Genomic DNA, 24,813 nt, shown 5'->3' with positions numbered 1-24,813 from the left:
CCGCTCCGGCCGGTTCGGTCTTGATCGGCAAGCCGCTTCTGACATCATGCTGCCTCGGGATCGGGGACGCCGTTCGACCAGGACGGAAGGAAAATTCGACTGCGGAGGAGATTCCCCCGGCCGTCCCCGGTACGAAGCTTGCTTTGCTTGCGTGGCCAGCGTTTGCACTCGTGAAGGGAGGAAATCATGCCGGCCCTGTTCACCACGGACAACGCGCCCACCCATCGGCGCCTCGCGCTCTGGCGGGACATCGTCTGCGACGTGTTCGTGCAGCTCGACTGCAAGTCCGATCTCGGCAGCGCCTTCCACGGCGCCATCACCAGCGCGCAATTCGGCGCGGTGAAATGCTCGGTCGTGTCGTCGAGCCGGCAGCGGGTGCTGCGCACGCCGTCGCGGATTGCGCGCACCAGCGAGGATTTTGTCCTGTTCGCGCTTGGCCAGCGCGGCGCCGGCGCCGTGCTGCAGGACGGCCGCGAGACCGTGATCCAGCCTGGCGAGTTCGCGTTCTACGACACCACGAGGCCCTACGAGCTGCGCTTCAACGACGATTTCACGCAGACCATCTTCCAGGTGCCGCGGGCGATGCTGCACCGGCGCTTTGCCGGCACCCAGGGCCTCACGGCAACCACGTTCGCGTCGGATGGTCCGGTGCAGCGGCTCGCCTGGCAGTTCGTGACGGGGCTTTCGGAGACCGCCGACCGGCTCGATCCTGACAACGCGATCCGCCTCGCCGATCAGGCCGCCGACCTGCTCGCGATGGCGATGAGCGAGCGGCTCGGCGGCGCGGCGCTGCCGGCCTCGACCCATCGCTCCGCGCTGCTCTACCGGCTGAAGGCGCATGTGCTGGCGCACCTGCCGAACCCCGAGCTCGGACTCGCCGGGACCGCTGCCGCGCTCGGCATCTCGCCGCGCTATGTCAACAGCCTCTTGGCCGACGAGGACACCTCGTTCCAGCGCTTCGTGCTGGCGCAGCGGCTGGAGCGCTGCAAGCGCGACCTCGCCTCGCCGGCGCACGCGCATCGCCATATCGGCGAGATCGCATTCGCCTGGGGCTTTAACGATCTCTCGCATTTCGGCCGCGTGTTCCGCGAGCATTACGGCCTGTCGCCGCGCGACTGGCGACACAGCCGGCTGCCGAACTAAAGCGTTGTCGAGCGAGGCGGATACCGGCTCGCGTTAAGAAAACGCGTCAAAGGAAGAATCCGGTTCCAGAGGCCCTTCGGGTGTGCTTTGCGGCGCAAAATAGCCGGGAATCCAGGCCTTCACGGATGCAAACAATTTACACTAACTGCAACGGTTTTTGCGGCACCCTTCTTTTCGCTAATGCCGAGCGGTACAGTCCTGCCGTTGATTTAAGGAGGATTTCCCATGCAGGACCGGCGCCAGAGCGTTCGCGACAAGGTGTTTTACGGTGCGGTTGCGGAGATCAATGAGCGCGGCTCGACGATGGATTGCGTCGTCCGCAATATCAGCGAAGGCGGCGCCTGCGTTGAATTCGGTGATGCCGCGCGCCTGCCCGACGAGATGAATCTGAGCATCGCCCGCAAGGGGCGCTCGTTCCTGGCCCGCCTGATCTGGCGCCAGGCCAACAAGGTCGGCCTCGCCTTCCGGATCATGACCTCCGACACGCCGGTCAGCGATCTCGACGAGCGGGTCCGCCGTAGCGAGATCAAGAAGCGGCAGCTGCAGCGGCGCATCAAGGAACTGCTCGGCCAAGGCTGACGATCAGGGCTAACGATCAAGGCTGAGCCGCGGCTCGGCTCCAGCCCTCGTTTTCCGACGCAGCCGGCATCCGGCATTCGGGGTTGCAAAGGCACGGCCAATCCAGCATCCGGTAAGCCCGCCACGCCGGAACCGAGAGCCACTCCACGACATGTCGTCCGCGATCCCTGAGCATCCCGATGGGCTGCCGCAACCGCAGCGCAATTGGGCCATTCTCACGATCGCACTCGGCCTCGTGATGGCCGTCGTCGACGGCTCGATCGCCAACGTCGCGCTGCCGACCATTGCCCGGGATCTCGATGCCAGCCCCGCGTTTGCGATCTGGATCGTCAACGGCTATCAGCTGGCGATCACGATCTCGCTGCTGCCGCTGGCCTCGCTCGGCGAGATCATCGGCTATCGCCGCGTCTATCTTGCCGGGCTGCTGCTGTTCATGCTGGCCTCGCTGTTCTGCGCGCTGGCGCATACGCTGCCGCTGCTCACTGTCGCCCGCATCCTGCAAGGGTTCGGCGCCGCCGGAATCCTCAGCGTCAACACCGCGCTGGTCCGCTTCATCTATCCGGGCTCCCTGCTCGGCCGCGGCATCGGCGTCAACGCGCTGGTGGTCGCGATCTCGGCCGCGGTCGGCCCGACCATCGCCTCGTTCATCCTGGCGGTCGGGACCTGGCCCTATCTGTTCGCCATCAACGTCCCGCTCGGCCTCGTGACGCTGGCCTTGGGCTGGCGCTTCCTGCCGCTTACCAGGCCCGCCGTGCACGCCTTCGACTGGCAAAGCGCCGCCATGAGCGCGATCGCGTTCGGGTTCGGCATCAGCGCGATCGACAGCGCCGGCCATGGCGAGGCGCTGTATGTCTGCGCCCTGGAGTTCGCGGTCGCTGCGGTCGCCTCGCATCTGCTGTACCGGCGACAGCAGCATCTGCCCTCGCCGCTGCTGCCGGTCGACCTCCTGCGGATCCCGATCTTCGCGCTGTCGATCGGCACCTCGATCGCCTCGTTCTGCGGCCAGATGCTGGCCTTCGTCGCGATGCCGTTCTATCTGGAAAACCATTTCGGATATTCGGCGGTGCAGATCGGGCTGTTGATCACGCCCTGGCCGATCGCGGTCGCCTTCGCCGCCCCGCTCGCCGGCTGGCTGGTCGAGCGCTACCCGGCCGGCCTGCTCGGCGGCATCGGCCTGCTGATTTTCGCGACCGGTCTGGGCTCGCTGGCGCTGATGCCGGCCAACGCTGCGCCGATCGACGTGATCTGGCGCATGGCGCTCGCCGGCGCCGGCTTCGGCCTGTTCCAGACCCCGAACAACCGCACCATGATCGCCGCCGCGCCGCGCGAGCGCTCCGGCGGCGCCAGCGGCATGCTGGGCACCGCGCGCCTGCTCGGCCAGACCATCGGCGCCGCCCTGGTGGCGATGCTGTTGGCGCGCTATCCGGCCGACGGCACGCGGATCTCGCTAATGGTCGGCGTCGGCTGTGCCCTCGCAGGCGCCGTGCTCAGCACACTGCGGCTGTCCTCCGCCGGCAGCCGCGGCGCCGACCGAGTCCGGGTTCAGGAGGGCCAACGGTTGAAGGGTGAGTAAGGCTGATCCCGGTTCGCGTCATACTCGACAAACACGCGCGCCCGCGCGACGATTCCTACGAGCCGGCACGCCCCCCCCAGGCTCGCGCTTGGTAACCATGGACAAGGTGCGCAGCGATGCCAAACTTCAACCGAAGCGAGTATGCGCAACTCAAGGATTTCTTTTCCTTCTATGTCCACATGCGGATGAAAGCTTCGCCGCCCGAAGAACCGCAGCGCGCCCTCGACAACCTGGAATCCTTGGAAAAGAAGAGTCTACGAATAGCTCTTCAAGGGCTGCGGCAAGCGATCAATGATTGTGTCGAAGAATCTTGGCACTTCGATCCAGCAAAGGTTGCGAGTTTGGATGCCGAGCTGATCAACCGCGGGATCATTACCCTCTCCGAATTGCGCAGACGATATTCGCGCGGTTACGCCAAGGTTCTTAAGCGAGGACGTGTCAAAAACGACACCGAATTCTATTTGCTGCAGAACGTCATTAATGATCCGACTGAAAAATCTCCTGAAGAGCATGAACTGCTCGCAAAACTGCTATCCGACTATGACGGAGCTTAGCGGACGCAGTGCCGACTGGCTCCGGCCTCACCCGTGCATCACGGCAAACAAAAAAGGCCGGCTGTTTCGGCCGGCCTTTTCATTTGATTGCTTACTCGCGCCTCAGGCCTTGACCACCGGCCCGCTCGGTTACACCGGCCAGCGCATCGCCGCGCGGCACTATTCGACGGCCTTGGGGCGGTTCCTGCAAACTGACCCAATCGGAACCAAAGGTGGAATCAATCTCTACGCCTACGCCGGAAACGATCCTCTCAATCTGATCGATCCAGATGGCATGGCGTCCGTATTCGATACCGGCGCCAGTCCTTGGACTTATACGGGACAACAAACATCGCTTGCCGGAAACGGGGCTCTGGGAATTGTGGGATATGGAACAAATGCAGCGCTCGCGACGGAAAACTGGAACGCTGGGAACTACGGACGCGCGATATTTTACGAGGCACTCCATACGCTAGATACCGCTATCGCGATCACACCGTTCGGTGGCGTGGCTGCCAGAGGAGTAGGCATCGGAACGCGGGCTGTCGAAGAAGCGGGGTTGAGCGGAACTGCGCTCGCTCGGAACCTTGGTCAAGCTGGTGAGGACGCGGTCGGAATTGCCGGACCAAAGGTACGCATTGAAATTCCAGGTTCGGGTCGATGCGCTGACTGAATCGACCTTGAGCGAGGTAAAGAACGTCGGTTCGCTAAGCTACATCCAGCAACTTCGGGATTTCACGACATATATAGCTAAATTAACAGTCTTGCTTTTCAGCTGTATGTTCGGCCATCTCGGGTCCCCTGCAACAAGCGATCATGAACGGCCAGATAAGATTGAATTTTATTCCGGGGGCTCAATGAAATCGAAACCTCCCAAATCAGCCGCTGAGCTGATGAGCCGTCTTCAAAACGACCCCGAATGGGTTCGTGACACTGCTAAACGGGAAGCTGAACATAGAGCTGCTATAGAGCAAAGGCGTGAGGAAATCAGGCCCGAGCAAACCCCGATCTTGGCCGAGCTTGGATCTATTGGAATCAAAGTTGATTCCATTTGGGACCTCGTGAATGCGAAGTGGTCTTATCCGGCCGCGATCCCGGTCCTAAGCAAATATCTACAGCAGGTGCACCACCCCCTGCTACGTGAAGGAATCGCCCGCGCCCTAACGGTTCCGGAGGCCCGCGGCTCGGCCGGTCACGTTATTCTAGCCGAGCTACAACGACCATATGATCAGTCTACTCACGCAGAGAGGTGGGTTTTGGCCAATGCCCTTACGGTGGTTGCAGATGAAGCCATGGCAGGCACAATCGAAAGCCTGATTGCCAACGACGATTACGCTGATGTTCGGGAGCGGCTTATAACTGCCTTGCGAAAGTTGCGATGAAGAAGACCAAACGCTCTGCTTGATCAAAACCATCAAGCAAATTCTCCGGTCGCATAGTCGCCACCACAAACAAAAAGGCCGGCTGCACAGCCGGCCTTTTCATTTGATTGTTTGCTCGCGCCTCAGACCTTGACCATCGGCCCCTTGGAGACCGGGCCCTTGGTGCCGCCTCCGCCGCCATTGTTCGGGCCACCCTTCGGCGGCTTGCGCTTGCGCGGCGGCAGGTTCTCAGGCTTCGGCGTGACCGGGCCCTCGACATATTCGAAGCCGATCTTGTCCTTGGCGGTCGCCTCGTCCTTCGTCAGGATGACGCGGACGTGGCCGCCGCCCTTGAGCTGGCCGAACAGCACCTCATCCGCGAGCGGCTTCTTGATGTGCTCCTGGATGATGCGCGCCATCGGGCGCGCGCCCATCTGCTCGTCATAGCCGTGCTCGATCAGCCAGGCCTTGGCGGGCTCGGACAACTCGATCGTGACGTCGCGGTCGGCGAGCTGCGCCTCGAGCTGCAGCACGAACTTCTCGACCACCATGCCGATGACGTCGGCATTGAGGTGCGCGAACGAGACGATGGCGTCCAGACGGTTGCGGAACTCCGGCGCGAACTGCCGGTTGATCGCCTCGTGGTCGTCGCCTTCCCGCTTCGAGCGGGTGAAGCCGAAGGCCTGCCGTGCGAGGTCGGCCGCGCCCGCATTCGTGGTCATGATCAGGATCACGTTGCGGAAGTTGACCTGCTTGCCGTTGTGGTCGGTGAGCCGGCCGTGATCCATGATCTGCAGCAGCACGTTGTACAGGTCCGGATGCGCCTTCTCGATCTCGTCGAGCAGCACCACGCAATGCGGATGCTGGTCCACGCCATCGGTGAGCAGGCCGCCCTGGTCGAAGCCGACATAGCCGGGAGGCGCGCCGATCAGGCGCGACACGGTGTGCCGCTCCATGTATTCGGACATGTCGAAGCGCAACAGCTCGACACCGAGCGTCGCCGCCAGTTGCTTCGCCACCTCGGTCTTGCCGACGCCGGTCGGACCTGAGAACAGGTAGCAGCCGATCGGCTTCTCCGGTTCGCGCAGGCCGGCACGCGCCAGCTTGATCGACGCCGACAGCGACTCGATCGCCTTGTCCTGGCCGAACACCGTGCGCTTCAGGGTCTGCTCGAGATGCTTCAGCACCTCGGCGTCGTCCTTCGACACGCTCTTCGGCGGGATCCGCGCCATGGTCGCAATCGTGGTCTCGATCTCCTTGATGCCGATCGTCTTCTTGCGCTTGCTCTCGGCGACCAGCATCTGCGCCGCGCCGGACTCGTCGATCACGTCGATCGCCTTGTCGGGCAGCTTGCGGTCGTGGATGTAGCGCGATGACAGCTGCACCGCCGCCTCGATCGCCTCATTGGTGTATTTCAGCCGATGGTAATCCTCGAAATAGGGCTTGAGGCCCTTGAGGATCGCGATCGCGTCTTCCACCGTCGGCTCGTTGACGTCGATCTTCTGGAAGCGCCGCACCAGCGCGCGGTCCTTCTCGAAGTGCTGACGGTATTCCTTGTAGGTGGTCGAGCCCATGCAGCGGATCGTGCCCGAAGCCAGCGCGGGCTTGAGCAGATTGGACGCATCCATCGCGCCGCCCGAGGTGGCGCCGGCGCCGATCACGGTGTGGATCTCGTCGATGAACAGGATCGCGTTCGGATGCGCCTCCAGCTCCTTCAGGACCTGCTTCAGCCGCTCCTCGAAATCGCCGCGGTAGCGGGTGCCGGCGAGCAGCGTGCCCATGTCGAGCGAGAACACGGTCGCAGCCGCCAGCACTTCCGGCACATCGCTGTCGACGATGCGCTTGGCGAGGCCTTCGGCGATCGCGGTCTTGCCGACGCCGGCTTCGCCGACGAACAGCGGGTTGTTCTTCTGGCGGCGGCACAGCACCTGGATCGCACGGTTGATCTCGGCATTGCGGCCGATCACCGGATCGATCTTGCCGTCACGCGCCTTCTTGTTGAGGTTGACGCAATAGGTCTCGAGCGCCTCGCCCTTCTTCTTGGCGTCCTCGTTGCCCTTGGTCTCGGTTTCCTCGTCGACGCCGCGCACCGGCCGCGCCTCGGAGACGCCGGGCCGCTTGGCGATGCCGTGGCTGATGTAGTTCACCGCGTCGTAGCGCGTCATGTCCTGCTCCTGCAGGAAATACGCAGCATGGCTCTCGCGCTCGGCGAAGATCGCGATCAGGACATTGGCGCCGGTCACTTCCTCGCGACCGGACGACTGGACGTGAATCACCGCGCGCTGGATCACGCGCTGGAACCCGGCGGTCGGCTTCGCGTCGTCGGCGCCGTCCGTCACCAGGTTTTCGAATTCGGTTTCGAGATAATTGACGAGGCTGGTCCTGAGCTTGTCGAGATCGACGCTGCAGGCCCGCATCACCGCCGCCGCATCCGAGTCGTCGATCAGTGACAGCAGCAGATGTTCGAGCGTCGCATACTGATGGTGACGCTCGTTCGCGATCGCCAAGGCACGGTGTAGCGATTGTTCAAGGCTTTGAGAAAAAGTTGGCATTCGCGTCCTCTATGGCCCCCGGCCATCATGATCGCCATTACCGGGTCAGGCAATAACAACCTTCGTGATCGCCATTGATATAGTTACGACGGATCGTGGCGAAAGACCGGTCCCGCGGTGATGGTTTTCTTCTAAATTCCGGGCGTCCGGACGTCGCACCACCGCGTTCCGTGTTCATACGGGAACGCCGTTCGCCACCATCAAAACGCGATGCAAGACCCGTTCCGCGCCGCGGCGCAGTCAATCGTTCCCGCGAACTACTTCTTTTCCATCACACATTGCAGTGGATGCTGATGCTTGCGCGCGAAATCCATGACTTGCGTCACCTTGGTCTCGGCGATCTCATAGGTAAAAACGCCGCACTCACCGATCCCGTGATGGTGAACGTGCAGCATGATCTTGGTCGCCGCCTCGGCGTCCTTGTTGAAGAACCGCTCCAGCACGTGCACGACGAATTCCATCGGCGTGTAGTCGTCGTTCAGGATCAGGACACGGTAGAGATTCGGCCGCTTGGTCTTCGGCTTGACCTTGGTGATGACCGAGGTCGACGGGCCGCTCCCCGCCCCGGTGCGGTTGTCGTCATTGCTCATTGTCGGCGCCGGCATGGCTGGCACGGCCGGCATGGACGAAACCGGCTCGGAGAAAACCGGCTCGGAGATCAGGGCTGTCAACGTGGATCGCAACATGGCTCAGGCGTTCGAATTCCCCAAGGGGGGCCGGCGGGAAACCGGTTGGCGATTGGAAGGTGGTCGCGACGGCCGCAAGACTGATCGCGGAACCCCAGCAATGCTTTCCAGATTGCCGCTCCCGGTTCGATCCGGCGGCCGGATCGACCCTCCGAATATGGGCCTCAGGAGGCCCTGCCGCAAGCGCAGACCGGCCGCGGCCCACCGGTTCGATTCCCGGCGCAGCAACTCCTGGAAGGTTAATCATTTCTGCCCGATTTGACAAAGGAGTCGGGCATCCAATTTAGCGGGCATTCAGGATAGCGCGTGCTTTTGCCCTGCTTTTCATCGTGTGCCGGGCCTCCTGCCGGGTTTCCCCGGCCCGATTCACCAACTGTTTAGCCGCGCGCGTAGAGATGATGGCGCCATCAGTAATTTCGATGAGAGTATCATGCTGGGCTCAGCCATTTTCGACCGCGTCTGCGCGGCTGCCCGCCGTTTTGCCCGGGCAAAGGACGGCAATGTCGCCGTCATCTTCACCCTCGCCATTCTGCCGATTTTCGCCTTCATTGGCGCCGCGATCGACTATACCCGCGCCAACAACGCCCGCACCGCGATGCAGTCGGCGCTCGATTCGGCCGCGCTGATGCTGTCCAAGGACCTGACGATGGGCAACATCACGGCCGCGCAAATCCCGAGCAAGGCGCAGAGCTATTTCAGCGCCCTCTATACCAACAAGGACGGCCAGGGCATTTCCGTCTCGGCGACCTACACGACCCCGACCTCGAGCGCGGCGGCGACCATCCTGCTCGGCGGAACCGGCTACATCAAATCCGATTTCATGCAGCTTGCCGGGTTTCCGACGCTGAACTTCAGCAGCTCGTCGACCACCACCTGGGGCAACGTCAAGATGCGCGTCGCCCTCGCCCTCGATAACACGGGGTCGATGAGCCAGAACGGCAAGATTACCGCGCTGCGGAACGCGGTGGCCGGATCCGGCGGCCTGATCGACCAGCTCAGCGCGCTGAGCAAGACCAACGGCGACGTCTATATCTCCGTCATTCCGTTCGCCAAGGTCGTCAACCTCAGCGCCAGCAACTATAGCCAGAGCTATATCGACTGGACCGACTGGCTGAACCCACCGACCGCGCAACCTGCCATCCCGAGCTCGATGGCGGCGAGCCTGCCGATGAACTGGCATGCGGTCGGGCCCGGCGCGCAGTGTCCGTGGTCCAACAGCAGCGGCGGCTTCTACTGCACGACCGGTCCCACCAACGGCGCCGGACGATCGCCGAACAACTACAGCACCAACACGATTCCATCGAGCGGCACCTACAGCGGCTATATCTGCCCGAGTGTCGATTACAATACGCACACCATGTACAATGGCTGCTGGGTCAGCACCCAGGTCGGCACGACCGCGCAGACGTTCTGCTCCGGGTCGTCGTCCTGCGCCTGTCCGCTCGACGCCAACTACAACAATGTCTCCGGCTGCAGTTGCAGCGGTACCGGCACGGGCAAATCATGCACCGGCCTCATCTATACCCACAACTGGACGCAGCCCGGCCCCAACGATACCGCCGACAATCCGGGCCAGCCCCGGGTCAGCGCCGTCGTAGGATGGACCAACAACAAATGGACCTCGACCAACCAGACCCCCACCGTCCAGAACGACTGGCGGGCGGCGTCGACCAATCCGATCACCACCTGGACGGGCTGTATCACGGACCGCACCCAGCCCAATGATGCGACCGGCGTGCTGCCGACATCGTCCGACGTCACGACGCTGTTCCCGCGCCAACCAGTATTACGAGAACAACTCGGCCTATTGCGCCGACAACGCCTCGCCGCAGCTCGAGCCGATCATTCCCCTGACCTACAACTGGAGCGCGCTGAAGACCGCCGTCAACGCCATGCAGCCGACCGGCGGCACCGACCAATCGGTCGGCCTGGCGTGGGCCTGGCAGTCCCTTCTGGTGGGCGGTCCGCTGAACACGCCGGCGGAAGACTCCAACACGACCTACAACCGGGTCATCATCCTGCTGTCCGACGGTCTGAACACCGAGGACCGCTGGCCCAACTATGGCGACGGCAGCTCGCAGGCCTCAGGCAATCCGATCGATGCCCGGCAGGCGCTGCAGTGTCAGAATCTGCAGAACGCGAGGGATGCCAACGGTGCACCGATGTTCACCATCTACACGATCCAGGTGAACACGAGCACGCCCGCCGACCCGACCTCGACCGTGCTGAAGAATTGCGCCAGCAGCCCCGACAAATTCTTCATGCTGACCAGCTCGAGCCAAATCGTGACGACGTTCAACACGATCGGCACCGCGCTCAGCAAGCTGCGGCTGGCGAAGTAGCGTCCGCGCCTGGCATATAAACCCGGCACAACAAAAAAGCCCGGCCGCAATGGCCGGGCTTTTCGTTTGTCTTGGTCGGCGGCGCTTACTGAGCCGGCGCGAACTTGGAGACCAGGCCCTCATAGGGCTTGAAGGTCTGCTTGGCGCAGTCGCTGTAGAGACCCGCGATCTTCTGCGATTCCGAGACGAAGGTCTCGTAGGACGAGCGCAGGTACTCGGTCTGTGCCTCGAGCGCCTTGTCCAGCGACTTCACGCCCGACAGCTTCTCGACGAACGACTTGGTGTCCTCGAAGGACTTCTTGGCGTAGTCGCCATAGGCGGTGGCGATCGCCTGGACGCCGCTCTGCAGGTTGTTCGCAGACGCCGTGACCGACTCGAAATGCTCTTTGCCGTAGTTCTGAATGTCTTCGATCTTGACCATGGATGGAATTCCTTTTCCCAGACTTGAAGGCGCAAATTCCCATTGCCGGGAAGCTTCCCGGCCCCCTGACAACGATTGAAATATCGCATCGCACAATAAAGTCAATAAATATTGTGCGTCGCACAACGGTATTTGCCCGAATCCTGGGCATTTGCAATAAACCCCGGGGGACTACGCAACGGTTGCTTAATCTTTTGGAAACTCGGGCCGCCTAACCTGATTCCCGGACTTTGTTCGCCTTCCGACAAGCAGCCTTGAAAGCTGTTTGTGAACAACACCTTAGCTAGAAGAGCGACCTGAGCCGCCACCAGGGCCGATGGTTCTGTCCGACGTGGTCTGTTGCGCAGGCAAGGATCGATGGCCGCCGGGCACAATTTCGCCCCACGAGCCAGTGATCTAGATAGAAATTGGGACGGGGAAGTAGATGCTTCGAACAACCTTGGCTTCCTCGCGGGCGCTGCGAGTTGGCGTTCTTGGGCTCGTGACCGTCACGACGGCGATCCTGATCACCAGTGACAGCGCCGAGGCGCGCCGCCACCGGCGCCACACTGTGCGGCACCATCAGAGCGAGGCCGCGCGCGAGAGCTACAGCCCGCAATTCGCATCGATCGTGGTCGACGGCAACACCGGCTCGGTGCTGACGTCAAACAGTCCCGACGGCCTGCGGCACCCCGCCTCGCTCACCAAGATCATGACGCTCTATCTGCTGTTCGAGCGCCTCGAGTCCGGGAAGATGAAGCTCGATACCGAGATGCCGGTGTCCGAGCACGCCTCCGAACAGGACCCGACCAAGCTCGGCTTGCGGCCCGGCCAGACCATCCGCGTCGAGGACGCGATCAAGGGCCTCGTCACCCGCTCCGCCAATGACGCCGCCGTCGTGATCGCCGAGGCGGTCGGCGGCAGCGAAGACGATTTCGCCCGGATGATGACCCGCAAGGCCCGTGCGCTCGGCATGAGCCGGACCACCTATCGCAATGCCTCCGGCCTGCCCAATGACGAGCAGATCACGACCGCGCGCGATCAAGCGACGCTCGGCCGCGCCATCCAGGATCGCTTCCCGCGCTACTATCGCTATTTCTCGACGACGGCGTTCAATTTCCGCGGCCACACCATCACCGGGCACAATCGGCTGCTCGGCAGCGTCGAGGGCGTCGACGGCATCAAGACCGGCTACACCCGCGCCTCCGGCTTCAACCTCGTGACCTCGATCCACCGCGGCAATCGCTTCCTGGTCGGCGTGGTGCTCGGCGGCCGCAGCGGCGGCTCGCGCGACGCCATCATGCGCAACCTGCTCGCCGAGAACATCGGCAAGGGCGCGACCACCCGCACGGCCGCCGCGATCACCGAGCGCAACCCGGCCGACGCCAATGTCGAGGTTGCCGATGCGGACGATGCGCGCGCCGCGGCGGAGACCACGCCGGTCGCAGCCTCCGAACCCGCCCCGACTCCCATGCCGGCGCCGCGTCCGGCCAGCAAGCCGTCGCTGATGGCCGCCGCAGCCGCCGCCCTGCCGCCGCTCCCGGCCAAGCCGGAGCCGCAGGCCAAGCCCGAACCGGCGCCGCTGACCTCCGGCGTGATCCAGACCCAGCAGCTCGCCGCAATCCCCGGCTCGGCTGAGCCGATGAAGCCGGTCAAGGTGAAGACCGTGCAGGTCAAAGCCGGCCAGGTCAGGCTCGCTGCCGCAGGCCCAGCGCAGTCGGCGCCGCCGATCACCAGCACGATCCCGTCGCGCGGCGAGATTCCCGAGACCTCCAATGCGATGATGGCCCGCGCCGCCGAGACCTCGCGGCCCGAGATGCCGCCACAGCCGGCCAATTTCGGCACCGGCAACGGAATCCTCGGCGTGCTGCCGGCCGCTTCCGTCCAGGCACCCGCCGCGCAGCCGGCGCCGCAGGCGGTGGCGTCGATCGAGCCCGCCACCCGCAGCCTGCAAGCGGCTCCGCAGAGCAGCGCCGTCAAGCCGGCCGCCGCGCATACCGGCTGGATCATCCAGGTCGGCGCGCTGGAGTCCGAAGGCGAAGCCAACAAGCGCATCGATCTCGCGCGCAGCTCGGCCCGCGGCCTGCTCAGCAGGGCCGATCCGTTCACCGAAGTCGTCGCCAAGGACAATCGCAAGCTCTACCGGGCGCGCTTTGCCGGTCTGGAGCGCGATCAGGCCGAAGCGGCCTGCAAGACGCTGAAGCGCGCCGAGATCTCCTGCATCACCGTGCGCAACTGATCGACAGCATCACTTGATCCCAAGGGATCCCGGGAGATCAGAAGAGATCCCAAGGCATACCAAGGGCCGGCGCCGCAAGCGCCGGCCCTTTTGCTTTTGCCGGCTGCGTTGCATGGCCGGCACAAATGCCCGCCCGATGCGCGCGGCGCCGTTATGAAAACTTCTCGTCAAGATTTTACGGTTAAGTTTTCCCGAAACAACGATCGGCTACGCCGGACAGCGGCGGGCCAGACGGGGCATCGATCAGAGACGGAAGGCAGCTCTCGGCTGTGGCGTTGGTAGCGTCGGAGTTAGAGATGCGTGCGAAGCAGAGTATCCCTGGCCTCGTTCACACGGGCCGCGAGGTACGTCGAGCCCCCCTGGTCGGGATGGAGTTTCTTCATCAGGGTGCGGTGAGCCCGGCCGATGTCGTCACGCGACGCGCCCGGCTGCAGGCCAAGGATCTGATAGGCCTCCTCATCGGTCATTTTGCCACTCGGCGCCGCGCGGCCGTGCCCCCCTGCCCGGTTTCCCTGTGCGTCCTGACGCCAGGCGGGAAAACGGCGGTCCAGATAGCTTTCAAGTAACGCGACGCTTTCGGCATCGAAGCTCGGGACCATCGCCAGCAGCTGCGCGAGGTCGAATTCGTCGAGCATGCGGCCGGCCTGCGGTCCGGCCACGATCTGGCCCGTGAGCACGCCGCTGCCGTGATCGAGGCTCATATCGAGGTATTGCGAGCGCACCCGCGAGCTTTGTCCGGGGCTGCGCGTCCCGCCGAACATGCCGCCGAAATTGGGAAAGCCTGATGTCCCGAACGGCGACCAGCCGAGCAGTCCGGCGCCGAAAATGCCGAGCGGGATCGCCACCGCGAGCTCGCCCCGCACGCCGGTGAAGGCCGCGACGGCCAACGCGAGCCCCCCGCCGCCGATCTTGATCGCACGCGCAAGCACGGCGGGATTGGCCGCACGAAACATCTGCAGCGCGGAATAAAGGACGACAACGGCGACGACGCCGGCGATCAGGGTTGGCATGCGCGGAATATAAGCGGCCCGGCGGCAAAAAGCATGCGAAGCTTCGTCTCACCGGCGCGTGAACCGCTGCCGCGTCACCGCGGTCTCCGATGACGCAGGGCTATTTCATCTGGCCGATCAGCTTCGCCGCGCCGTTCGCGGTCTTGGCCAGTTGCAGCAGCGCCTCACGGCCGCCGGCGGCATAGGCTGCGGCGGCGCGCAGCAATTCGCGGAGCTGCGCGGCCGCACCGGGATCGAACCTGCACCATGCGCCGCCGGTCAGCCGCGCGATCTCGCGAAAGGTCTGCTCGGCGGTCGCGTCCGCGCCTTCCTGGAACATGAAGACCGGCACCTTGAGCAAACCAAGCTCGCCGGCCTTGGCGCAGAGCTCGTCGGCGTTCTCCTCCATCGCGTCGCCCACGAACACCAGGGCGCGCACGCCCGAGGCGACCGCCTCGCGACGCGTCTCCGTCAGCACCTTGCCGATCTGGGTATTGCCGCCCTGGCAATCGATCTTGCTCATCAGCCGCGCGAGCTGCGCGCTGTCGGAGATCCAGCCGGTGGCACGGCACTCATGAAAGCCGCGGTAGTAGACGAGGCGGATGTCGAGGCTGCCGAGCGCGCCGGCCTCGCGGAACATGTCGGCCTGCAGCGTGCACGCCATGTCCCAGGTCGGCTGCCGGCTCATCGTGGCGTCGAGCGCGAACACCAATCGGCCGCGTGCGCCGGCGCGATGCGGCGACATCGCCCGCGCCTTCGCCACGAAGGCGGCGATGTCGTTGGCGCTCGATGTCGCCACGCCCGGCGCATCGGCCGGGCGCACATCGTTTCCGGATGTCGGTTTGATCGTCTTGCCGGCCATCAGCGCTTGCCTCGTACAGCAAACACTATGTGGGCCGCCGTATCGGATTGGTCAACGTGGCCGGGCGGCCCGCGCCACGGGCCGCCAGTCAGTTGGTGACCGACGGATCCTTCTTGGTCTCGGTCTTGGTCAGCGAGAGCGACTTCTTGACCTTGTCGGTGAAGGACTGCGGCTTCTCGACCGGCACGTAGAGCGAGACCGGACCAGGCTCCAGGATCTTCGGCGGCGCATTCCTCGTGTCGACCGGCGCAACCGCGCTGTCGGTGTCGGCCAGGAATTTATCGAGCATGGCCTGGATCGAGTCCTTGGCCTTCTCGGGCCCGGTGTCACGCATGTCGTTGTGCTGGAAGTTGGTGTTCACGACGGTGATGCCGGCCTTCTCGCACTGCTCCTCGTCCGGCACCACGCCGGGATCGGGCTTGAACTGCGAGTCATGCGAACGGAAGGACAGGATCTTGAACTTGCCGTCGGTCATGAACGGCACGCGCAGATTGTCCAGCGTCACGACCTTCTTGATCTCGTCCGGATACTGCTTGGCGAAATACATCGCGATGTCGCCGCCATTGGAGTGGCCGACCATCGTCAGCTTGCTGTAGTCCGCGTTCGGCTGACGCTTCTTCATCTCCTCGATCGCGAATTTGATGTTGGTGATGCCGCGCTGATACTGCGGCAGCCGGCCGACGTAGATCTCGCCGACCTTGGTCACCATCGGTCCGTCCGACGGCAGGTCGTTCTGGATGCTGATCGCCAGATAGCCGCGCGCCGCGAACACGTTCGCGAGGAAGGAATATTCGGTGAATTTGACGGTATTGCCATGATTGAGGATCGCAACCGGCAGCGTGATCATGCCTGCGTCGGCCTGCATCTCCTTGTCGAAGCGCACGGCAACGTCGACCGCGACCGGCCGCTCATCGCGCGTCGGATCCTTGAACATGAGAGTTTCGTGACGGATCGCCCACTTGCTCGCGGTGAAATACGCCGCCGTGATCACCACGGAGAGAGAAAGCAGAACGAGAATTCCACGCTTCATGACGTCCTCGAGGTGCCCGCCTTTTCAGGGCTATTCTTGGCCGGAGACTCTTCGGCCTCCTTGTCAGGATATATGTCACAGCACCGTGACAGGAAGTCCAAATGTTGGGACTTCGCAGCACGTTCATTGTGCGGTGCACACAACCTTTGTGCAATCGCTTCTATGAAGATAGCACTGTGGCACGATAATACCTCTGGGCCAACCAGCGCATTCGCGCGACGGCGGCACGGAGGAAACCGGATTTGGGCAGCATTGTTCCGGCAAATTGGCAATGAAATGACCGGAAACCCCGCAAGAATACCGTGCTTCCGCAGCGCGCGGAAGTGACGATCGTCATCTGCTGGACGCCCGGTCCACCGGACTGCGCGCCCATTGGATTGGGAGCCGCCGAGCCACCACAGGTATCCGTAGACATATGGTCCGCGGCCTTGAGCTTCGCTTCCGCGAGGTCAGCGCCGCCGATGGCGTGAAATAGACTGACGACGTTCCATTGCCTCTCCGGCCCGCAGCTCAACGGCTGGGCTAGCTGCCGATGATGTCGTCGAGTTCCAGCGGCTTGTCGACCTGGCTGAACCATTCGGCCCGGTTGGCGGCCCGGCGGCGGCCGCGCTCGTCGAGCGGCAGCTTGAGCTGGCGCAGCAGGCTCATCACCTCCTCGCGCGCGGTGACGTGGCCGAGGCTCGGGCGGGTGCCGAGCGTCGCCTCGTCAATGTCGTCGAGCGCGGTCAGCCCGCGCGGGAAGAACTCGCGATAGACCACCCGCTCGGCAAAGCCGTCGACCGAACGGAACCCGAGCCGCAGCGACAGCTGCTTGAGACCGTCGGCGACCAACTGCTTGTTGCGCGAGCCGAGCATCGACAGCCGGTTGCGCACCACGATCCAGTCGGTCGAGGCGCCGTCGATCTGGCGGCGCTTGCGCCTGGTGTCGCGCACCATCTCGGCGTAGTGGCTCTCGCCGGTCACCGCGTAGGTGGCGGGGTCGACGGTGCCCAGCACGTCGAAATCGAGGAAGCTGTCGTTGATCGGCGTCACCAGCGTGTCGGCCATCGAATGCGCGAGCCGCATCAGGTAGCTGTCGGACCCCGGGGTATCGATCACGATGAAATCATAGGCACGTTCCACCGCGCTCACCGCTGCCATGAACTGCTCGAATTCGGTGTTCTCGTTGTCCTCGATTTGCATCGTCTCGCCGTATTTGATGCAGTGATGCGCCGGCAGCTCGAGGTCGATCCCGCTGCGCCGCGCCCAGGCCTGGCGATTGCTGATGTAGCGGGTGAAGCTTTGCTGGCGGCAGTCGAGATCGATGCTGGCGACGCGCTGTCCGGCCTTCAAGAGCGCGACGGCGATATGCAGGGCGGTGGTCGACTTGCCCGAACCACCCTTCTCGTTTCCCAGCACAACGACATGTGCGGAGCCGGACTGACCCTGACTAGCCTGCACCAACATGATTCAATCCCCGGCGATGATCTTCAAATCGAGCACGCCTGCGGTCAAGTGAAATGCATCACTGCGAGAGGAAATCAATTGCAGGCGTCCTTAATGATGAATCGAACGCGCACGCCTGCTGCGTCGATCGGCGGCACGCCGCCTGCGATCCATGCGGATGCGAGATCGGGTAATGCTTGCGCGGCGGTTTGCCGATAGCGGATCGGACTTGGTAAGGTCCGCCGCCTGCCGAACGCCGAACATCCCACCCCGGTTGCCCCACGAGTCGAGACCAGATGCCGAGAAATCCCACCGTCGTCCGTACCGTCCCTGCCCTTCGTCGCGCCGTCGACGCCCTGCGCGCCAAGAAGGCGACTGTCGCGCTGGTCCCAACCATGGGTGCGCTCCATGACGGCCATGTGTCGCTGGTGCGGCTCGCCAAGCGCCGCGCCAAGCGGGTCGTGGTCTCGATCTTCGTCAACCCGACGCAGTTCGCGCCGACGGAAGATTTCGGATCGTATCCGCGCACCTGGAAGCAAGACCTCGCCAAGCTCGCAGCCGAAGGCGTCGACCTGATCTGGCACCCCGAGGTGAAGGCGATGTATCCGGATGGCTTCGCCACACGGATCGTGCCGGAGGGACCGGCCACCGCGGGACTGGAGGATCGCTTCCGGCCGCATTTCTTCGGCGGCGTCGCCACCGTGGTCGGCAAGCTGTTCACGCAGGTCCGGCCCGATGTCGCGATCTTCGGCGAGAAGGATTTTCAGCAGCTCCGGGTGGTCACCCAGATGGCCGCCGATCTCGACCTCGGCGTCAAGGTGGTCGGATCCAAGACGGTGCGTGAACGCGACGGCCTCGCGATGTCGTCGCGCAACGTCTACCTCTCGGCCGAGGAACGGCGCGCCGCCCCCGCGCTCAACCGGGTGATGAAGCAAGCGGCAGGCCGCCTGCGCGCCGGCGAGAACACCGCAACCGTCATGGCCGACGGCGCCGCCGAGATCGCCAAGGCCGGCTTCGTGCTGGATTATCTCGAGGTCCGCCACGCCGCCTCGCTGGCGCCGATCGGCTCGCTGAAGGACGGCCCGATGCGGATGCTGGTGGCGGCCAGGCTCGGCAGCACCCGTCTGATCGACAACATCGCGGTCTGAAATCCGGATCGGCAAAAGTGTGAGGCGGTTCACGCGCAAACAGGCTGCGAGCCTGTAATGAGGGCCCGGCCTCATCTGCGCGGCCGTCTCCTGCTTGCGCCACGCGCGCGACGCGGGGATGATCGCGCGTTTCACGGGCGGTCGGAATGAGCGGGACTTTCAGGCAAGGCATTGGTCTCGGCATCGCGCTATTGGCCGCAGGCCTTTCGCAGGCGCAGACCCGGCCGCCGGTCGGCGGCGTCAATTCGGTACCCGGCGCGATGATCTTCTATGTCGCGCATGGCGCGCCCGATGCCTGCGGGCCGGGCTGTTCGGACTGGATCGCCGCCGAAGGCTCGGTGCAGTGGGACACCTACAAGCGCCTGCTGGCGATCCTCGACCGCCAGAACGGCCGCAAGCTGCCGGTGGTGATCAACGTCAAAGGGAATTCCAACCTCAATGTCGCGGCCAGCCTCGGCCGCATCCTGCGCGATCGCGGCATCGATGCGGTGGTCGCGGCGACCGAGGTCGAGGCCTGCGCCGGAAAGTCCGAGGAGGAGTGCTTCGCGCTGAAGCGGCCCGGCGGCCCGCTGGATGCGAAGGAGAAGCTGTCCGGCATCGCCTGCGATTTCGCCTGCGTGCTGATGCTGTCGGGCGGCGTGCATCGCAGCCTGCCGGCGGGCAGCCACGTGGTGCTGAGCGGCATGGAGATCCACAACCGGCTGGCACCCAACGTCTCGGCCGAGCATCGCGAGAGCCTGACCTCGATCTTCACCGACCAGTTCCGGCGCTATCTCGGCGAGATGGGGATCGACCACGAGCTGCTCGACGTCGCCGTCAGCAACGCCGGCGGCGGCCGCTATGTCGAGATTCCGGCCTCAGAATGGGGCCGGCTGCATCTCGTGACCCAGTAATCGCGCAGAGCAATCCGATTGCTCAGAGCAATCCCGATTGCTTACAGCAATCCGAGGTCGCGCAGCTCGCGGCGCATCGGTTCGGGCATCGACGCCACGCTGGCGGCGCTCGATCTGGTGAGATCGGTCGGCGCGGAATCCGCGGTCAGATAGCGCCAGCCCTGGAACGGCCGCGTCGGCCGCGGCGACACCGCGATCACCTTGGGCTGCATCACGATGCGGCAGCGCCCGATGCCGTCCTTGTCGCGGAACGGCTCGATCGCGATGATCTTCTCGCGCGCGGCGATCTCGCCGCGGATCACCCAGTACAACGAACCGCCGGCGAGGAGCTCCTCCTCGCGCTTCGGCGTCATCCGCGTGATGTGGATATGGCGGAGCGGCAGGCCCTTTTTCTTCGCGGTCGCCATCCGCTCGGCGACCCAGCCCTTGAGTTCCTTGACGGAGTCGCAACCGACGGCGAGCTTGATGAGATGAAGCGGCATGCGCCGGATGTAGCGGCCGGCGCGGGCTTTGAAAAGGGAGCGCTGTCCACGGCAGTGGATAGCGGGATTTACGCGCACGAAACGAGGCCGTGATGACGGCTCAAGCCGCCGTCAGCACGCTCGGGCCGGCTCGGCCTCCGCTCAGTCCTGGCTCGCGGCCGCCGGCGCACTCGCCGCGGCCGGCGGCGGTGCCGCCGCGGGCGCAGCAGCCGGCGCAATCTGCACCGGCCGCTTCGCCGCGGTCGGCCGCTTCGGGGCGGCAGCAGGCGTGGCCGCGGCGCGGGCGGCCGGCGGCGGCGCGGCCGCTGCGGGCTTCGCCGGTTCCGGCGTCATGATACTGACCGGCGGCGTCGACGCCGCGCTCGGAAACTCCGCATTGGTCGGCCTGCCCGTGGGCATCGACGGCGGCAGTGCGGCGACCAGACCGGCGGCCGACGCCTGGGCAGCGGCCGGCGCATTCCAGGATCCCGCATAGCGCGTGACCAGGTTCTCGTAGGTCCGCTCGTTCATGTTGGCGATGATCTGATGATTGTCGCCGAGCGAACGGAACGCGGGGCATGCGGTCGGCGTGCAGTGGTCGCGCGCCATCAGCGCGTAGGCGACCAGGCCGTAGCGATCGTGCTCGATGGCGCGGCGCAGCGCCTGCAGCTCGGTGGTCGAATTGCGCTCCGCGGTCGCGAGGTCGCCGAGCGCGGTCAGCCGCGAGACCTGCGCCGCGGCATAGCTGACCGCCGCGGCCGCGGTATCCGATGAGCCGAACAGCACCTTCTCGCAGGCATTGAGGACGGCATCGCCGGCGAGATCGTCGATGCAGGCCAGCGCCGGCACCGTCTGGCCGGTCAATTGCGCGGTCCGTGTCTCGGCCGGCGCCGCCTGCCCGCCCGGCCCGAAGCCTCGGATCGTCGCGGCGACCGCAACCGCGATCGACAGCAGCGTAATGACGGTCAGCGCGCCATTGGCGACGGATTTTTCCGCGCGCAGCAGCGTGACCAGAACGACGATCCCAAAGAACCCCGCCGCGGCCAGGGTCAGCCACATCGGGAAGGTCGGTGAGCGCCAGATCTGATCCAGCGAGGAAGCCCAGTTCATGCGCGATGTCCCTCAACGCAGCGTAAGCACAATCGGCGGCGGCGAACGCCGCCACCCCGACGTCCAACCTTCAGCACAATGGGTCTGCGAACAGGGCCTTTTGACGGCGGCGGCGCGAAACCCGCTCCAGCCTCCGGCTTGCGCACAACTGATCAGGACAGCGCGAGCTGACTCTCCTTGGCCACCCGTTCGAAAGCTTCAGTCGAGCTCTTGATGCGGTACTGGCAGTCGTCACCATCGGTCGGCAGCAGACGGATCACCTCATAGGTGCCGCTCGCCGCCGGGCGAGCCACGTTGCTGGCCGTGAAATAGACGATCTCGCCAATCGAGTACTTATGCTTCAACGCCCTCTCCATTTTCTTAGAGATTGCAGGCCGAGCTGACAGTCCCGATAGCTCCGGCCGGCATTTTGAGAACCCTGCGGCAAGCTAGCACATCGCACCGCCCCAAATCCAGCAAGATTGAGGCATGGCAAAGCTACGATTTTTGCAGGTTTTTCAGGGCGATAGGCAGCAATTTACGTGCCAGCCGGAAATTGGAAGCCAACCCCGGCTGGAACCCGGTTCCACCGCGTCAGGCGGTGTGCGGCAGCTTGCCGTTGGGGCTCGCACTGTCGACCGCACCCGGGAGCTGCTGGGCCAGCACCTGGGACAGCTGGTCGACCGGAATGTTGAACTTGGCGGCGAGCTGCTTGACCGTGTCGCTGCCCAGCACCTCCTGGAGCTGCTGCGCCGTGATCGGCAGGTTCTGGCCGGTGCCGATCCAGGATTTGACCTGCTCGCCGAACCCGGCCTGCTCGAGCTTGGCGACGATCGCCGACAGGCCACCCTGCCCGCCATTGCCCATCACCTGGCCGAGCACGACCGGGATGACGGCCGCGCCGAGCTGGCCAAGCATGCCTTTCAGCTCCGGCGAGTTCTCCAGGGAATCCAGAATGCCCATGGTCTAAGTCCTTTCACGACTTGCAAATCCGCTGTTCCGGATTCGACGCCTTCGGCCGTGCGGCGTCAAGCCGCGATCTTTGTGAGCCCTGTCACAATTCGGAAGCGTACGGCCAGTCAGACGTCCTCGAATCGCGGGATGCGAAGCGTCTCGGCGAGGCCGTCGCGGGTCCATTCCTGGAACGCCGGAAGCTGCATCATCGCGTCGACATAGTGCTGCGCCTCCGCTCTCACCGGGATCGCGTAGGTGCGGAAACGATGCACCACGGGGGCATACATCGCGTCCGCGGCCGAGAATGCGCCGAACAGGAACGGGCCCTGCTTGCCGTAACGCGCATGGCACTCGGCCCAGATGTCCTGGATTCGCGCCGCATTGGCCTTCGCATCGTCCGACAACGCGACCGCGCGGATCGGCCGGTGCAGGTTCATGCCGCATTCGCTGCGCAGCGGCACGAAGCCGGAATGCATCTCCGCCGAGATCGCGCGGGCATGGGCGCGCGCGGCGCGGTCCGAGGGCCACAGCTCCGCCTCGGGAAATGTCTCGGCGAGATACTCGATGATCGCCAGCGAATCCCACACCGTGACCTCGCCGTCGATCAGCGTCGGCACCTTGCCGGCCTTGCTAAAGGCGAGGATGCGGTCCTTGTCGGCCTGGTCGGTATAGAGCGGAACGAAGATTTCCTCGAACGGAATGTCGTTGGCGCGCAGCGCCAGCCACGGCCGCATCGACCATGACGAATAGTTCTTGTTGCCGATGACGAGCTTGAGCATGTCCTGGGGAATCCTGTTGCCACGCCAGTTTGCCATAGTGCATTGCACGCGTTCAACCTGTACATGACGCGGGATGCGGCGCGGAGCGGCAGCCCGCGCGTTGACGAAGGAAGGCACCATGACCGGCTATTGGGTCGACATCCTGGCCGTCGGCTTCTTTGCGCTGGAGTGGCTGGTCTACGCCATCACGCTGGAGCACACCGCCTATGGGCGCGACAGCCTGTCGGCACGAATGCATGTCTATCGCGAGATCTGGGTGCGGAATCTGCTCCACCGCGAGGCGCGGATGGTCGACATGCAGATCATGGCCTCCTTGCAGAACGGCACCGCGTTCTTCGCCTCCACCAGCCTGATCGCGATCGGCGGCGCGCTGGCGCTGCTGCGCGCCACCAATGACGCGCTCGCCGTGCTCGGTGCGCTGCCGGTCAATCTCTCGCCCTCGCCCGCGCTGTGGGAGATCAAGTGCATCGGCCTGATCCTGATCTTCATCTACACCTTCTTCAAATTCGCCTGGGCCTATCGCCTGTTCAACTATGTCGCGATCCTGTTCGGCGCGATGCCGCCGGCCGGCCAGCGCGATACGCCGGAGGCGGAGGCCCATGTGATCCGCACCACGCGGCTGTTCGAGACCGCGGGCCGGCACTTCAACCGCGGCCAGCGCGCGTTCTTCTTCGCGCTCGGCTATCTCGGCTGGTTCCTCAGCCCCTGGGTGCTGTTCATCACCACAGCGGCCGTCGTGATCGTGATCTGGCGCCGGCAGTTCGCCTCCAACGCCTGGCAGGCGATGGGAAGCTGAAACCTGCTGCCGCTCACGACGCGAAATCGCGCGGCGTGAAGTCGAGGTCGAGCACCTTCCATTCGCCGTAGCGCTCCTTCGGCAGCATCGCATAGGGCTGGCAGGCCTGCAGTGCCTCGGTCGCGCTTTTCAGCAGCAGCGGCCCCTTCTCCGACGCGGTGGCCTCGATCAGCAAGGGCGATGCGGCGAGCTTGCCGTCAGGCGTCATGAACACCCGGAGCTTGATCCTGACGTCGTCGCTCGCGGTCACGTTCGCCGGGAGCTTCAGGCAGGTCTTCAGATGGCGGCGGAATTCCGCCGCCACGCTGGAGCCGACATCGGCCTGCTCGGTGGCCGCCGCGTCGAAATTGTCCTTGCCGGGACCGGGACCCGACGGCGCATCGGCGGCCGGCTTCACGGAGATGTCGGGCGGCAGGCCGAGCATCACGTTGTATTTCACCGACAGGTCAGGCTCGGGCTGCGTATAGGCAGGCGGTGACGCCGCCGCCTGTTGCTGCGGCATCGGCTGGGGCATCGGTGGCGTCTGCGTCGCCGGCGGCGGCTCGGCCGCGGCATGTTGCGGCGACGGGCTGGCCTTGGGCGCCGGTGGCGTCGCCTGCTTCGGCGCCGGCTGCTGCTTCTGCGGCGCTTGTGCCTGAGCTGCCGCTTCGGGCTTGGCGGAGTCGACCGGCTTGTCGAGCGACGGCAACCGCAATTCAGGCGTCGGCGACGGGCTCGGCACCGGCTCGAGCTCGGTCTTGGTCTCGGTCCTGGCGACCTCCTGCGGCGTCACGATCTCGACCGGCACCGTGTCAGCGGCGACGGGATCGAACTGATGGACTTCGGAATACAGGAAAATCAGCGCGAGCAGCATCAGGTGCACGAACACCGATGCCAACATGTCCGCGTTTGGCCGAAACTTCATCCCGCTCGATCACATCAGTGATGTCTCCCCGCCGGCAACATTACCGGCCGGAACCCGCCTGCCTCAATCCCCCTC

At 64.5% G+C, this 24,813-nt stretch carries 25 protein-coding genes; 12 read left to right on the top strand and 13 right to left on the bottom strand.

Features of this window, described 5'->3' with window-relative positions; all coding sequences use genetic code 11:
- Positions 1–186: 186 nt before the first annotated feature.
- The 6 genes from ACVW17_RS24865 (at position 187) to ACVW17_RS24840 (ending at position 5,210) form a co-directional block, all read left to right on the top strand.
- The gene (locus tag ACVW17_RS24865) at positions 187–1,143 is read left to right on the top strand and encodes an AraC-like ligand-binding domain-containing protein (protein WP_456797950.1); all 957 of its coding nucleotides are present in this window, start codon (positions 187–189) and stop codon (positions 1,141–1,143) included.
- A gap of 225 nt (positions 1,144–1,368) precedes the next feature.
- Positions 1,369–1,722, top strand: coding sequence for a PilZ domain-containing protein (locus ACVW17_RS24860; RefSeq protein ID WP_456754335.1), 354 nt, complete (start codon positions 1,369–1,371; stop codon positions 1,720–1,722).
- A gap of 151 nt (positions 1,723–1,873) precedes the next feature.
- Complete coding sequence (locus tag ACVW17_RS24855) at positions 1,874–3,295, top strand: MFS transporter (RefSeq protein ID WP_456797949.1); 1,422 nt, start codon at positions 1,874–1,876, stop codon at positions 3,293–3,295.
- 116 nt (positions 3,296–3,411) lie between these two features.
- The gene (locus ACVW17_RS24850) at positions 3,412–3,849 is read left to right on the top strand and encodes a hypothetical protein (protein ID WP_456797948.1); all 438 of its coding nucleotides are present in this window, start codon (positions 3,412–3,414) and stop codon (positions 3,847–3,849) included.
- Complete coding sequence (locus ACVW17_RS24845) at positions 3,776–4,501, top strand: RHS repeat-associated core domain-containing protein (RefSeq protein WP_456797947.1); 726 nt, start codon at positions 3,776–3,778, stop codon at positions 4,499–4,501. The genes ACVW17_RS24850 and ACVW17_RS24845 overlap by 74 nt, the downstream gene beginning before the upstream one ends.
- Entirely contained in the window at positions 4,467–5,210 is a 744-nt protein-coding gene (locus ACVW17_RS24840; RefSeq protein ID WP_456797946.1) for a hypothetical protein, read from the top strand. The genes ACVW17_RS24845 and ACVW17_RS24840 overlap by 35 nt, the downstream gene beginning before the upstream one ends.
- A gap of 122 nt (positions 5,211–5,332) precedes the next feature.
- Here ACVW17_RS24840 and clpA read toward each other — a convergent pair whose 3' ends face one another.
- Together clpA and clpS are read right to left on the bottom strand one after the other, a co-directional pair.
- Entirely contained in the window at positions 5,333–7,741 is a 2,409-nt protein-coding gene (gene clpA / locus ACVW17_RS24835; protein ID WP_456797945.1) for an ATP-dependent Clp protease ATP-binding subunit ClpA, read from the bottom strand.
- A gap of 257 nt (positions 7,742–7,998) precedes the next feature.
- The gene (clpS, locus tag ACVW17_RS24830; protein WP_456754332.1) at positions 7,999–8,331 is read right to left on the bottom strand and encodes an ATP-dependent Clp protease adapter ClpS; all 333 of its coding nucleotides are present in this window, start codon (positions 8,329–8,331) and stop codon (positions 7,999–8,001) included.
- A 13-nt stretch (positions 8,332–8,344) separates the two neighbouring features.
- On the opposite strand from clpS, the gene ACVW17_RS24825 reads away from it, so the two are divergent.
- Both ACVW17_RS24825 and ACVW17_RS24820 read left to right on the top strand, forming a co-directional pair.
- On the top strand, positions 8,345–8,689 hold the full coding sequence (locus ACVW17_RS24825; protein WP_456797944.1) for a hypothetical protein: 345 nt from the start codon (positions 8,345–8,347) through the stop codon (positions 8,687–8,689).
- A 168-nt stretch (positions 8,690–8,857) separates the two neighbouring features.
- Positions 8,858–10,789 carry a TadE/TadG family type IV pilus assembly protein gene (locus tag ACVW17_RS24820; RefSeq protein ID WP_456797943.1) on the top strand — a complete coding sequence of 644 codons (1,932 nt, stop codon included), beginning with the start codon at positions 8,858–8,860 and terminating at the stop codon, positions 10,787–10,789.
- A gap of 65 nt (positions 10,790–10,854) precedes the next feature.
- On the opposite strand, the gene ACVW17_RS24815 is transcribed toward ACVW17_RS24820, so the two are convergent.
- Positions 10,855–11,190: a phasin family protein gene (locus tag ACVW17_RS24815; protein ID WP_074129073.1), complete on the bottom strand. Its 336-nt coding sequence runs from the start codon at positions 11,188–11,190 to the stop codon at positions 10,855–10,857.
- 424 nt (positions 11,191–11,614) lie between these two features.
- On the opposite strand from ACVW17_RS24815, the gene ACVW17_RS24810 reads away from it, so the two are divergent.
- Positions 11,615–13,408 carry a serine hydrolase gene (locus ACVW17_RS24810; RefSeq protein ID WP_456754329.1) on the top strand — a complete coding sequence of 598 codons (1,794 nt, stop codon included), beginning with the start codon at positions 11,615–11,617 and terminating at the stop codon, positions 13,406–13,408.
- A gap of 290 nt (positions 13,409–13,698) precedes the next feature.
- Here the strand turns inward: ACVW17_RS24810 and ACVW17_RS24805 are convergent, their stop codons facing one another.
- The 4 genes from ACVW17_RS24805 to ACVW17_RS24790 all read right to left on the bottom strand — a co-directional run bounded on the left by ACVW17_RS24805 (position 13,699) and on the right by ACVW17_RS24790 (position 17,735).
- Positions 13,699–14,418, bottom strand: coding sequence for a DnaJ domain-containing protein (locus ACVW17_RS24805; RefSeq protein WP_456754328.1), 720 nt, complete (start codon positions 14,416–14,418; stop codon positions 13,699–13,701).
- 100 nt (positions 14,419–14,518) lie between these two features.
- Entirely contained in the window at positions 14,519–15,259 is a 741-nt protein-coding gene (locus ACVW17_RS24800; RefSeq protein ID WP_456754327.1) for a VWA domain-containing protein, read from the bottom strand.
- 88 nt (positions 15,260–15,347) lie between these two features.
- Entirely contained in the window at positions 15,348–16,289 is a 942-nt protein-coding gene (locus ACVW17_RS24795; protein ID WP_456754326.1) for an alpha/beta fold hydrolase, read from the bottom strand.
- A 522-nt stretch (positions 16,290–16,811) separates the two neighbouring features.
- Positions 16,812–17,735 (bottom strand): division plane positioning ATPase MipZ, encoded by a 924-nt coding sequence (locus ACVW17_RS24790; protein ID WP_456754325.1) that lies wholly within the window; start codon positions 17,733–17,735, stop codon positions 16,812–16,814.
- Between the two features lie 275 nt (positions 17,736–18,010).
- On the opposite strand from ACVW17_RS24790, the gene panC reads away from it, so the two are divergent.
- Positions 18,011–18,862, top strand: coding sequence for a pantoate--beta-alanine ligase (gene panC / locus ACVW17_RS24785; protein ID WP_456754324.1), 852 nt, complete (start codon positions 18,011–18,013; stop codon positions 18,860–18,862).
- 146 nt (positions 18,863–19,008) lie between these two features.
- Positions 19,009–19,755 (top strand): hypothetical protein, encoded by a 747-nt coding sequence (locus ACVW17_RS24780; RefSeq protein ID WP_456754323.1) that lies wholly within the window; start codon positions 19,009–19,011, stop codon positions 19,753–19,755.
- Positions 19,756–19,796: 41 nt separating this feature from the next.
- On the opposite strand, the gene ACVW17_RS24775 is transcribed toward ACVW17_RS24780, so the two are convergent.
- The 5 genes from ACVW17_RS24775 to ACVW17_RS24755 form a co-directional block, all read right to left on the bottom strand.
- Entirely contained in the window at positions 19,797–20,237 is a 441-nt protein-coding gene (locus ACVW17_RS24775) for a DUF1489 family protein (protein ID WP_456797942.1), read from the bottom strand.
- A gap of 141 nt (positions 20,238–20,378) precedes the next feature.
- The gene (locus ACVW17_RS24770; protein WP_456754322.1) at positions 20,379–21,326 is read right to left on the bottom strand and encodes a hypothetical protein; all 948 of its coding nucleotides are present in this window, start codon (positions 21,324–21,326) and stop codon (positions 20,379–20,381) included.
- 152 nt (positions 21,327–21,478) lie between these two features.
- On the bottom strand, positions 21,479–21,682 hold the full coding sequence (locus ACVW17_RS24765; RefSeq protein ID WP_092114848.1) for a hypothetical protein: 204 nt from the start codon (positions 21,680–21,682) through the stop codon (positions 21,479–21,481).
- Between the two features lie 217 nt (positions 21,683–21,899).
- A complete protein-coding gene (locus ACVW17_RS24760; protein WP_456754321.1) occupies positions 21,900–22,268 on the bottom strand; it encodes a YidB family protein in 369 nt (122 codons plus the stop codon).
- 116 nt (positions 22,269–22,384) lie between these two features.
- The gene (locus tag ACVW17_RS24755) at positions 22,385–23,038 is read right to left on the bottom strand and encodes a glutathione S-transferase family protein (protein ID WP_456754320.1); all 654 of its coding nucleotides are present in this window, start codon (positions 23,036–23,038) and stop codon (positions 22,385–22,387) included.
- Positions 23,039–23,156: 118 nt separating this feature from the next.
- On the opposite strand from ACVW17_RS24755, the gene ACVW17_RS24750 reads away from it, so the two are divergent.
- On the top strand, positions 23,157–23,834 hold the full coding sequence (locus ACVW17_RS24750) for a DUF599 domain-containing protein (RefSeq protein ID WP_456754319.1): 678 nt from the start codon (positions 23,157–23,159) through the stop codon (positions 23,832–23,834).
- Positions 23,835–23,847: 13 nt separating this feature from the next.
- On the opposite strand, the gene ACVW17_RS24745 is transcribed toward ACVW17_RS24750, so the two are convergent.
- Complete coding sequence (locus tag ACVW17_RS24745; RefSeq protein ID WP_456754318.1) at positions 23,848–24,738, bottom strand: hypothetical protein; 891 nt, start codon at positions 24,736–24,738, stop codon at positions 23,848–23,850.
- Positions 24,739–24,813: the final 75 nt, after the last annotated feature.

The organism is Bradyrhizobium sp. USDA 4473 (genome assembly GCF_054063335.1).
The sequence above is the reverse complement of the archived record's forward strand: the minus strand, read 5'-3'. Positions and strand labels throughout refer to the sequence as shown.

What these genes read in the sequence shown, in the direction of transcription:
- ACVW17_RS24865 (WP_456797950.1), top strand. Translation starts at nt 187, where the DNA reads ATGCCGGCCCTGTTCACCACGGACAACGCGCCCACCCATCGGCGCCTC.
- ACVW17_RS24860 (WP_456754335.1), top strand. Translation starts at nt 1,369, where the DNA reads ATGCAGGACCGGCGCCAGAGCGTTCGCGACAAGGTGTTTTACGGTGCG.
- ACVW17_RS24855 (WP_456797949.1), top strand. Translation starts at nt 1,874, where the DNA reads ATGTCGTCCGCGATCCCTGAGCATCCCGATGGGCTGCCGCAACCGCAG.
- ACVW17_RS24850 (WP_456797948.1), top strand. Translation starts at nt 3,412, where the DNA reads ATGCCAAACTTCAACCGAAGCGAGTATGCGCAACTCAAGGATTTCTTT.
- ACVW17_RS24845 (WP_456797947.1), top strand. Translation starts at nt 3,776, where the DNA reads ATGATCCGACTGAAAAATCTCCTGAAGAGCATGAACTGCTCGCAAAAC.
- clpA (WP_456797945.1), bottom strand. Translation starts at nt 7,741, where the DNA reads ATGCCAACTTTTTCTCAAAGCCTTGAACAATCGCTACACCGTGCCTTG.
- clpS (WP_456754332.1), bottom strand. Translation starts at nt 8,331, where the DNA reads ATGAGCAATGACGACAACCGCACCGGGGCGGGGAGCGGCCCGTCGACC.
- ACVW17_RS24825 (WP_456797944.1), top strand. Translation starts at nt 8,345, where the DNA reads ATGGCTGGCACGGCCGGCATGGACGAAACCGGCTCGGAGAAAACCGGC.
- ACVW17_RS24820 (WP_456797943.1), top strand. Translation starts at nt 8,858, where the DNA reads ATGCTGGGCTCAGCCATTTTCGACCGCGTCTGCGCGGCTGCCCGCCGT.
- ACVW17_RS24815 (WP_074129073.1), bottom strand. Translation starts at nt 11,190, where the DNA reads ATGGTCAAGATCGAAGACATTCAGAACTACGGCAAAGAGCATTTCGAG.
- ACVW17_RS24810 (WP_456754329.1), top strand. Translation starts at nt 11,615, where the DNA reads ATGCTTCGAACAACCTTGGCTTCCTCGCGGGCGCTGCGAGTTGGCGTT.
- ACVW17_RS24805 (WP_456754328.1), bottom strand. Translation starts at nt 14,418, where the DNA reads ATGCCAACCCTGATCGCCGGCGTCGTCGCCGTTGTCGTCCTTTATTCC.
- ACVW17_RS24800 (WP_456754327.1), bottom strand. Translation starts at nt 15,259, where the DNA reads ATGGCCGGCAAGACGATCAAACCGACATCCGGAAACGATGTGCGCCCG.
- ACVW17_RS24795 (WP_456754326.1), bottom strand. Translation starts at nt 16,289, where the DNA reads ATGAAGCGTGGAATTCTCGTTCTGCTTTCTCTCTCCGTGGTGATCACG.
- ACVW17_RS24790 (WP_456754325.1), bottom strand. Translation starts at nt 17,735, where the DNA reads ATGTTGGTGCAGGCTAGTCAGGGTCAGTCCGGCTCCGCACATGTCGTT.
- panC (WP_456754324.1), top strand. Translation starts at nt 18,011, where the DNA reads ATGCCGAGAAATCCCACCGTCGTCCGTACCGTCCCTGCCCTTCGTCGC.
- ACVW17_RS24780 (WP_456754323.1), top strand. Translation starts at nt 19,009, where the DNA reads ATGAGCGGGACTTTCAGGCAAGGCATTGGTCTCGGCATCGCGCTATTG.
- ACVW17_RS24775 (WP_456797942.1), bottom strand. Translation starts at nt 20,237, where the DNA reads ATGCCGCTTCATCTCATCAAGCTCGCCGTCGGTTGCGACTCCGTCAAG.
- ACVW17_RS24770 (WP_456754322.1), bottom strand. Translation starts at nt 21,326, where the DNA reads ATGAACTGGGCTTCCTCGCTGGATCAGATCTGGCGCTCACCGACCTTC.
- ACVW17_RS24765 (WP_092114848.1), bottom strand. Translation starts at nt 21,682, where the DNA reads ATGGAGAGGGCGTTGAAGCATAAGTACTCGATTGGCGAGATCGTCTAT.
- ACVW17_RS24760 (WP_456754321.1), bottom strand. Translation starts at nt 22,268, where the DNA reads ATGGGCATTCTGGATTCCCTGGAGAACTCGCCGGAGCTGAAAGGCATG.
- ACVW17_RS24755 (WP_456754320.1), bottom strand. Translation starts at nt 23,038, where the DNA reads ATGCTCAAGCTCGTCATCGGCAACAAGAACTATTCGTCATGGTCGATG.
- ACVW17_RS24750 (WP_456754319.1), top strand. Translation starts at nt 23,157, where the DNA reads ATGACCGGCTATTGGGTCGACATCCTGGCCGTCGGCTTCTTTGCGCTG.
- ACVW17_RS24745 (WP_456754318.1), bottom strand. Translation starts at nt 24,738, where the DNA reads ATGAAGTTTCGGCCAAACGCGGACATGTTGGCATCGGTGTTCGTGCAC.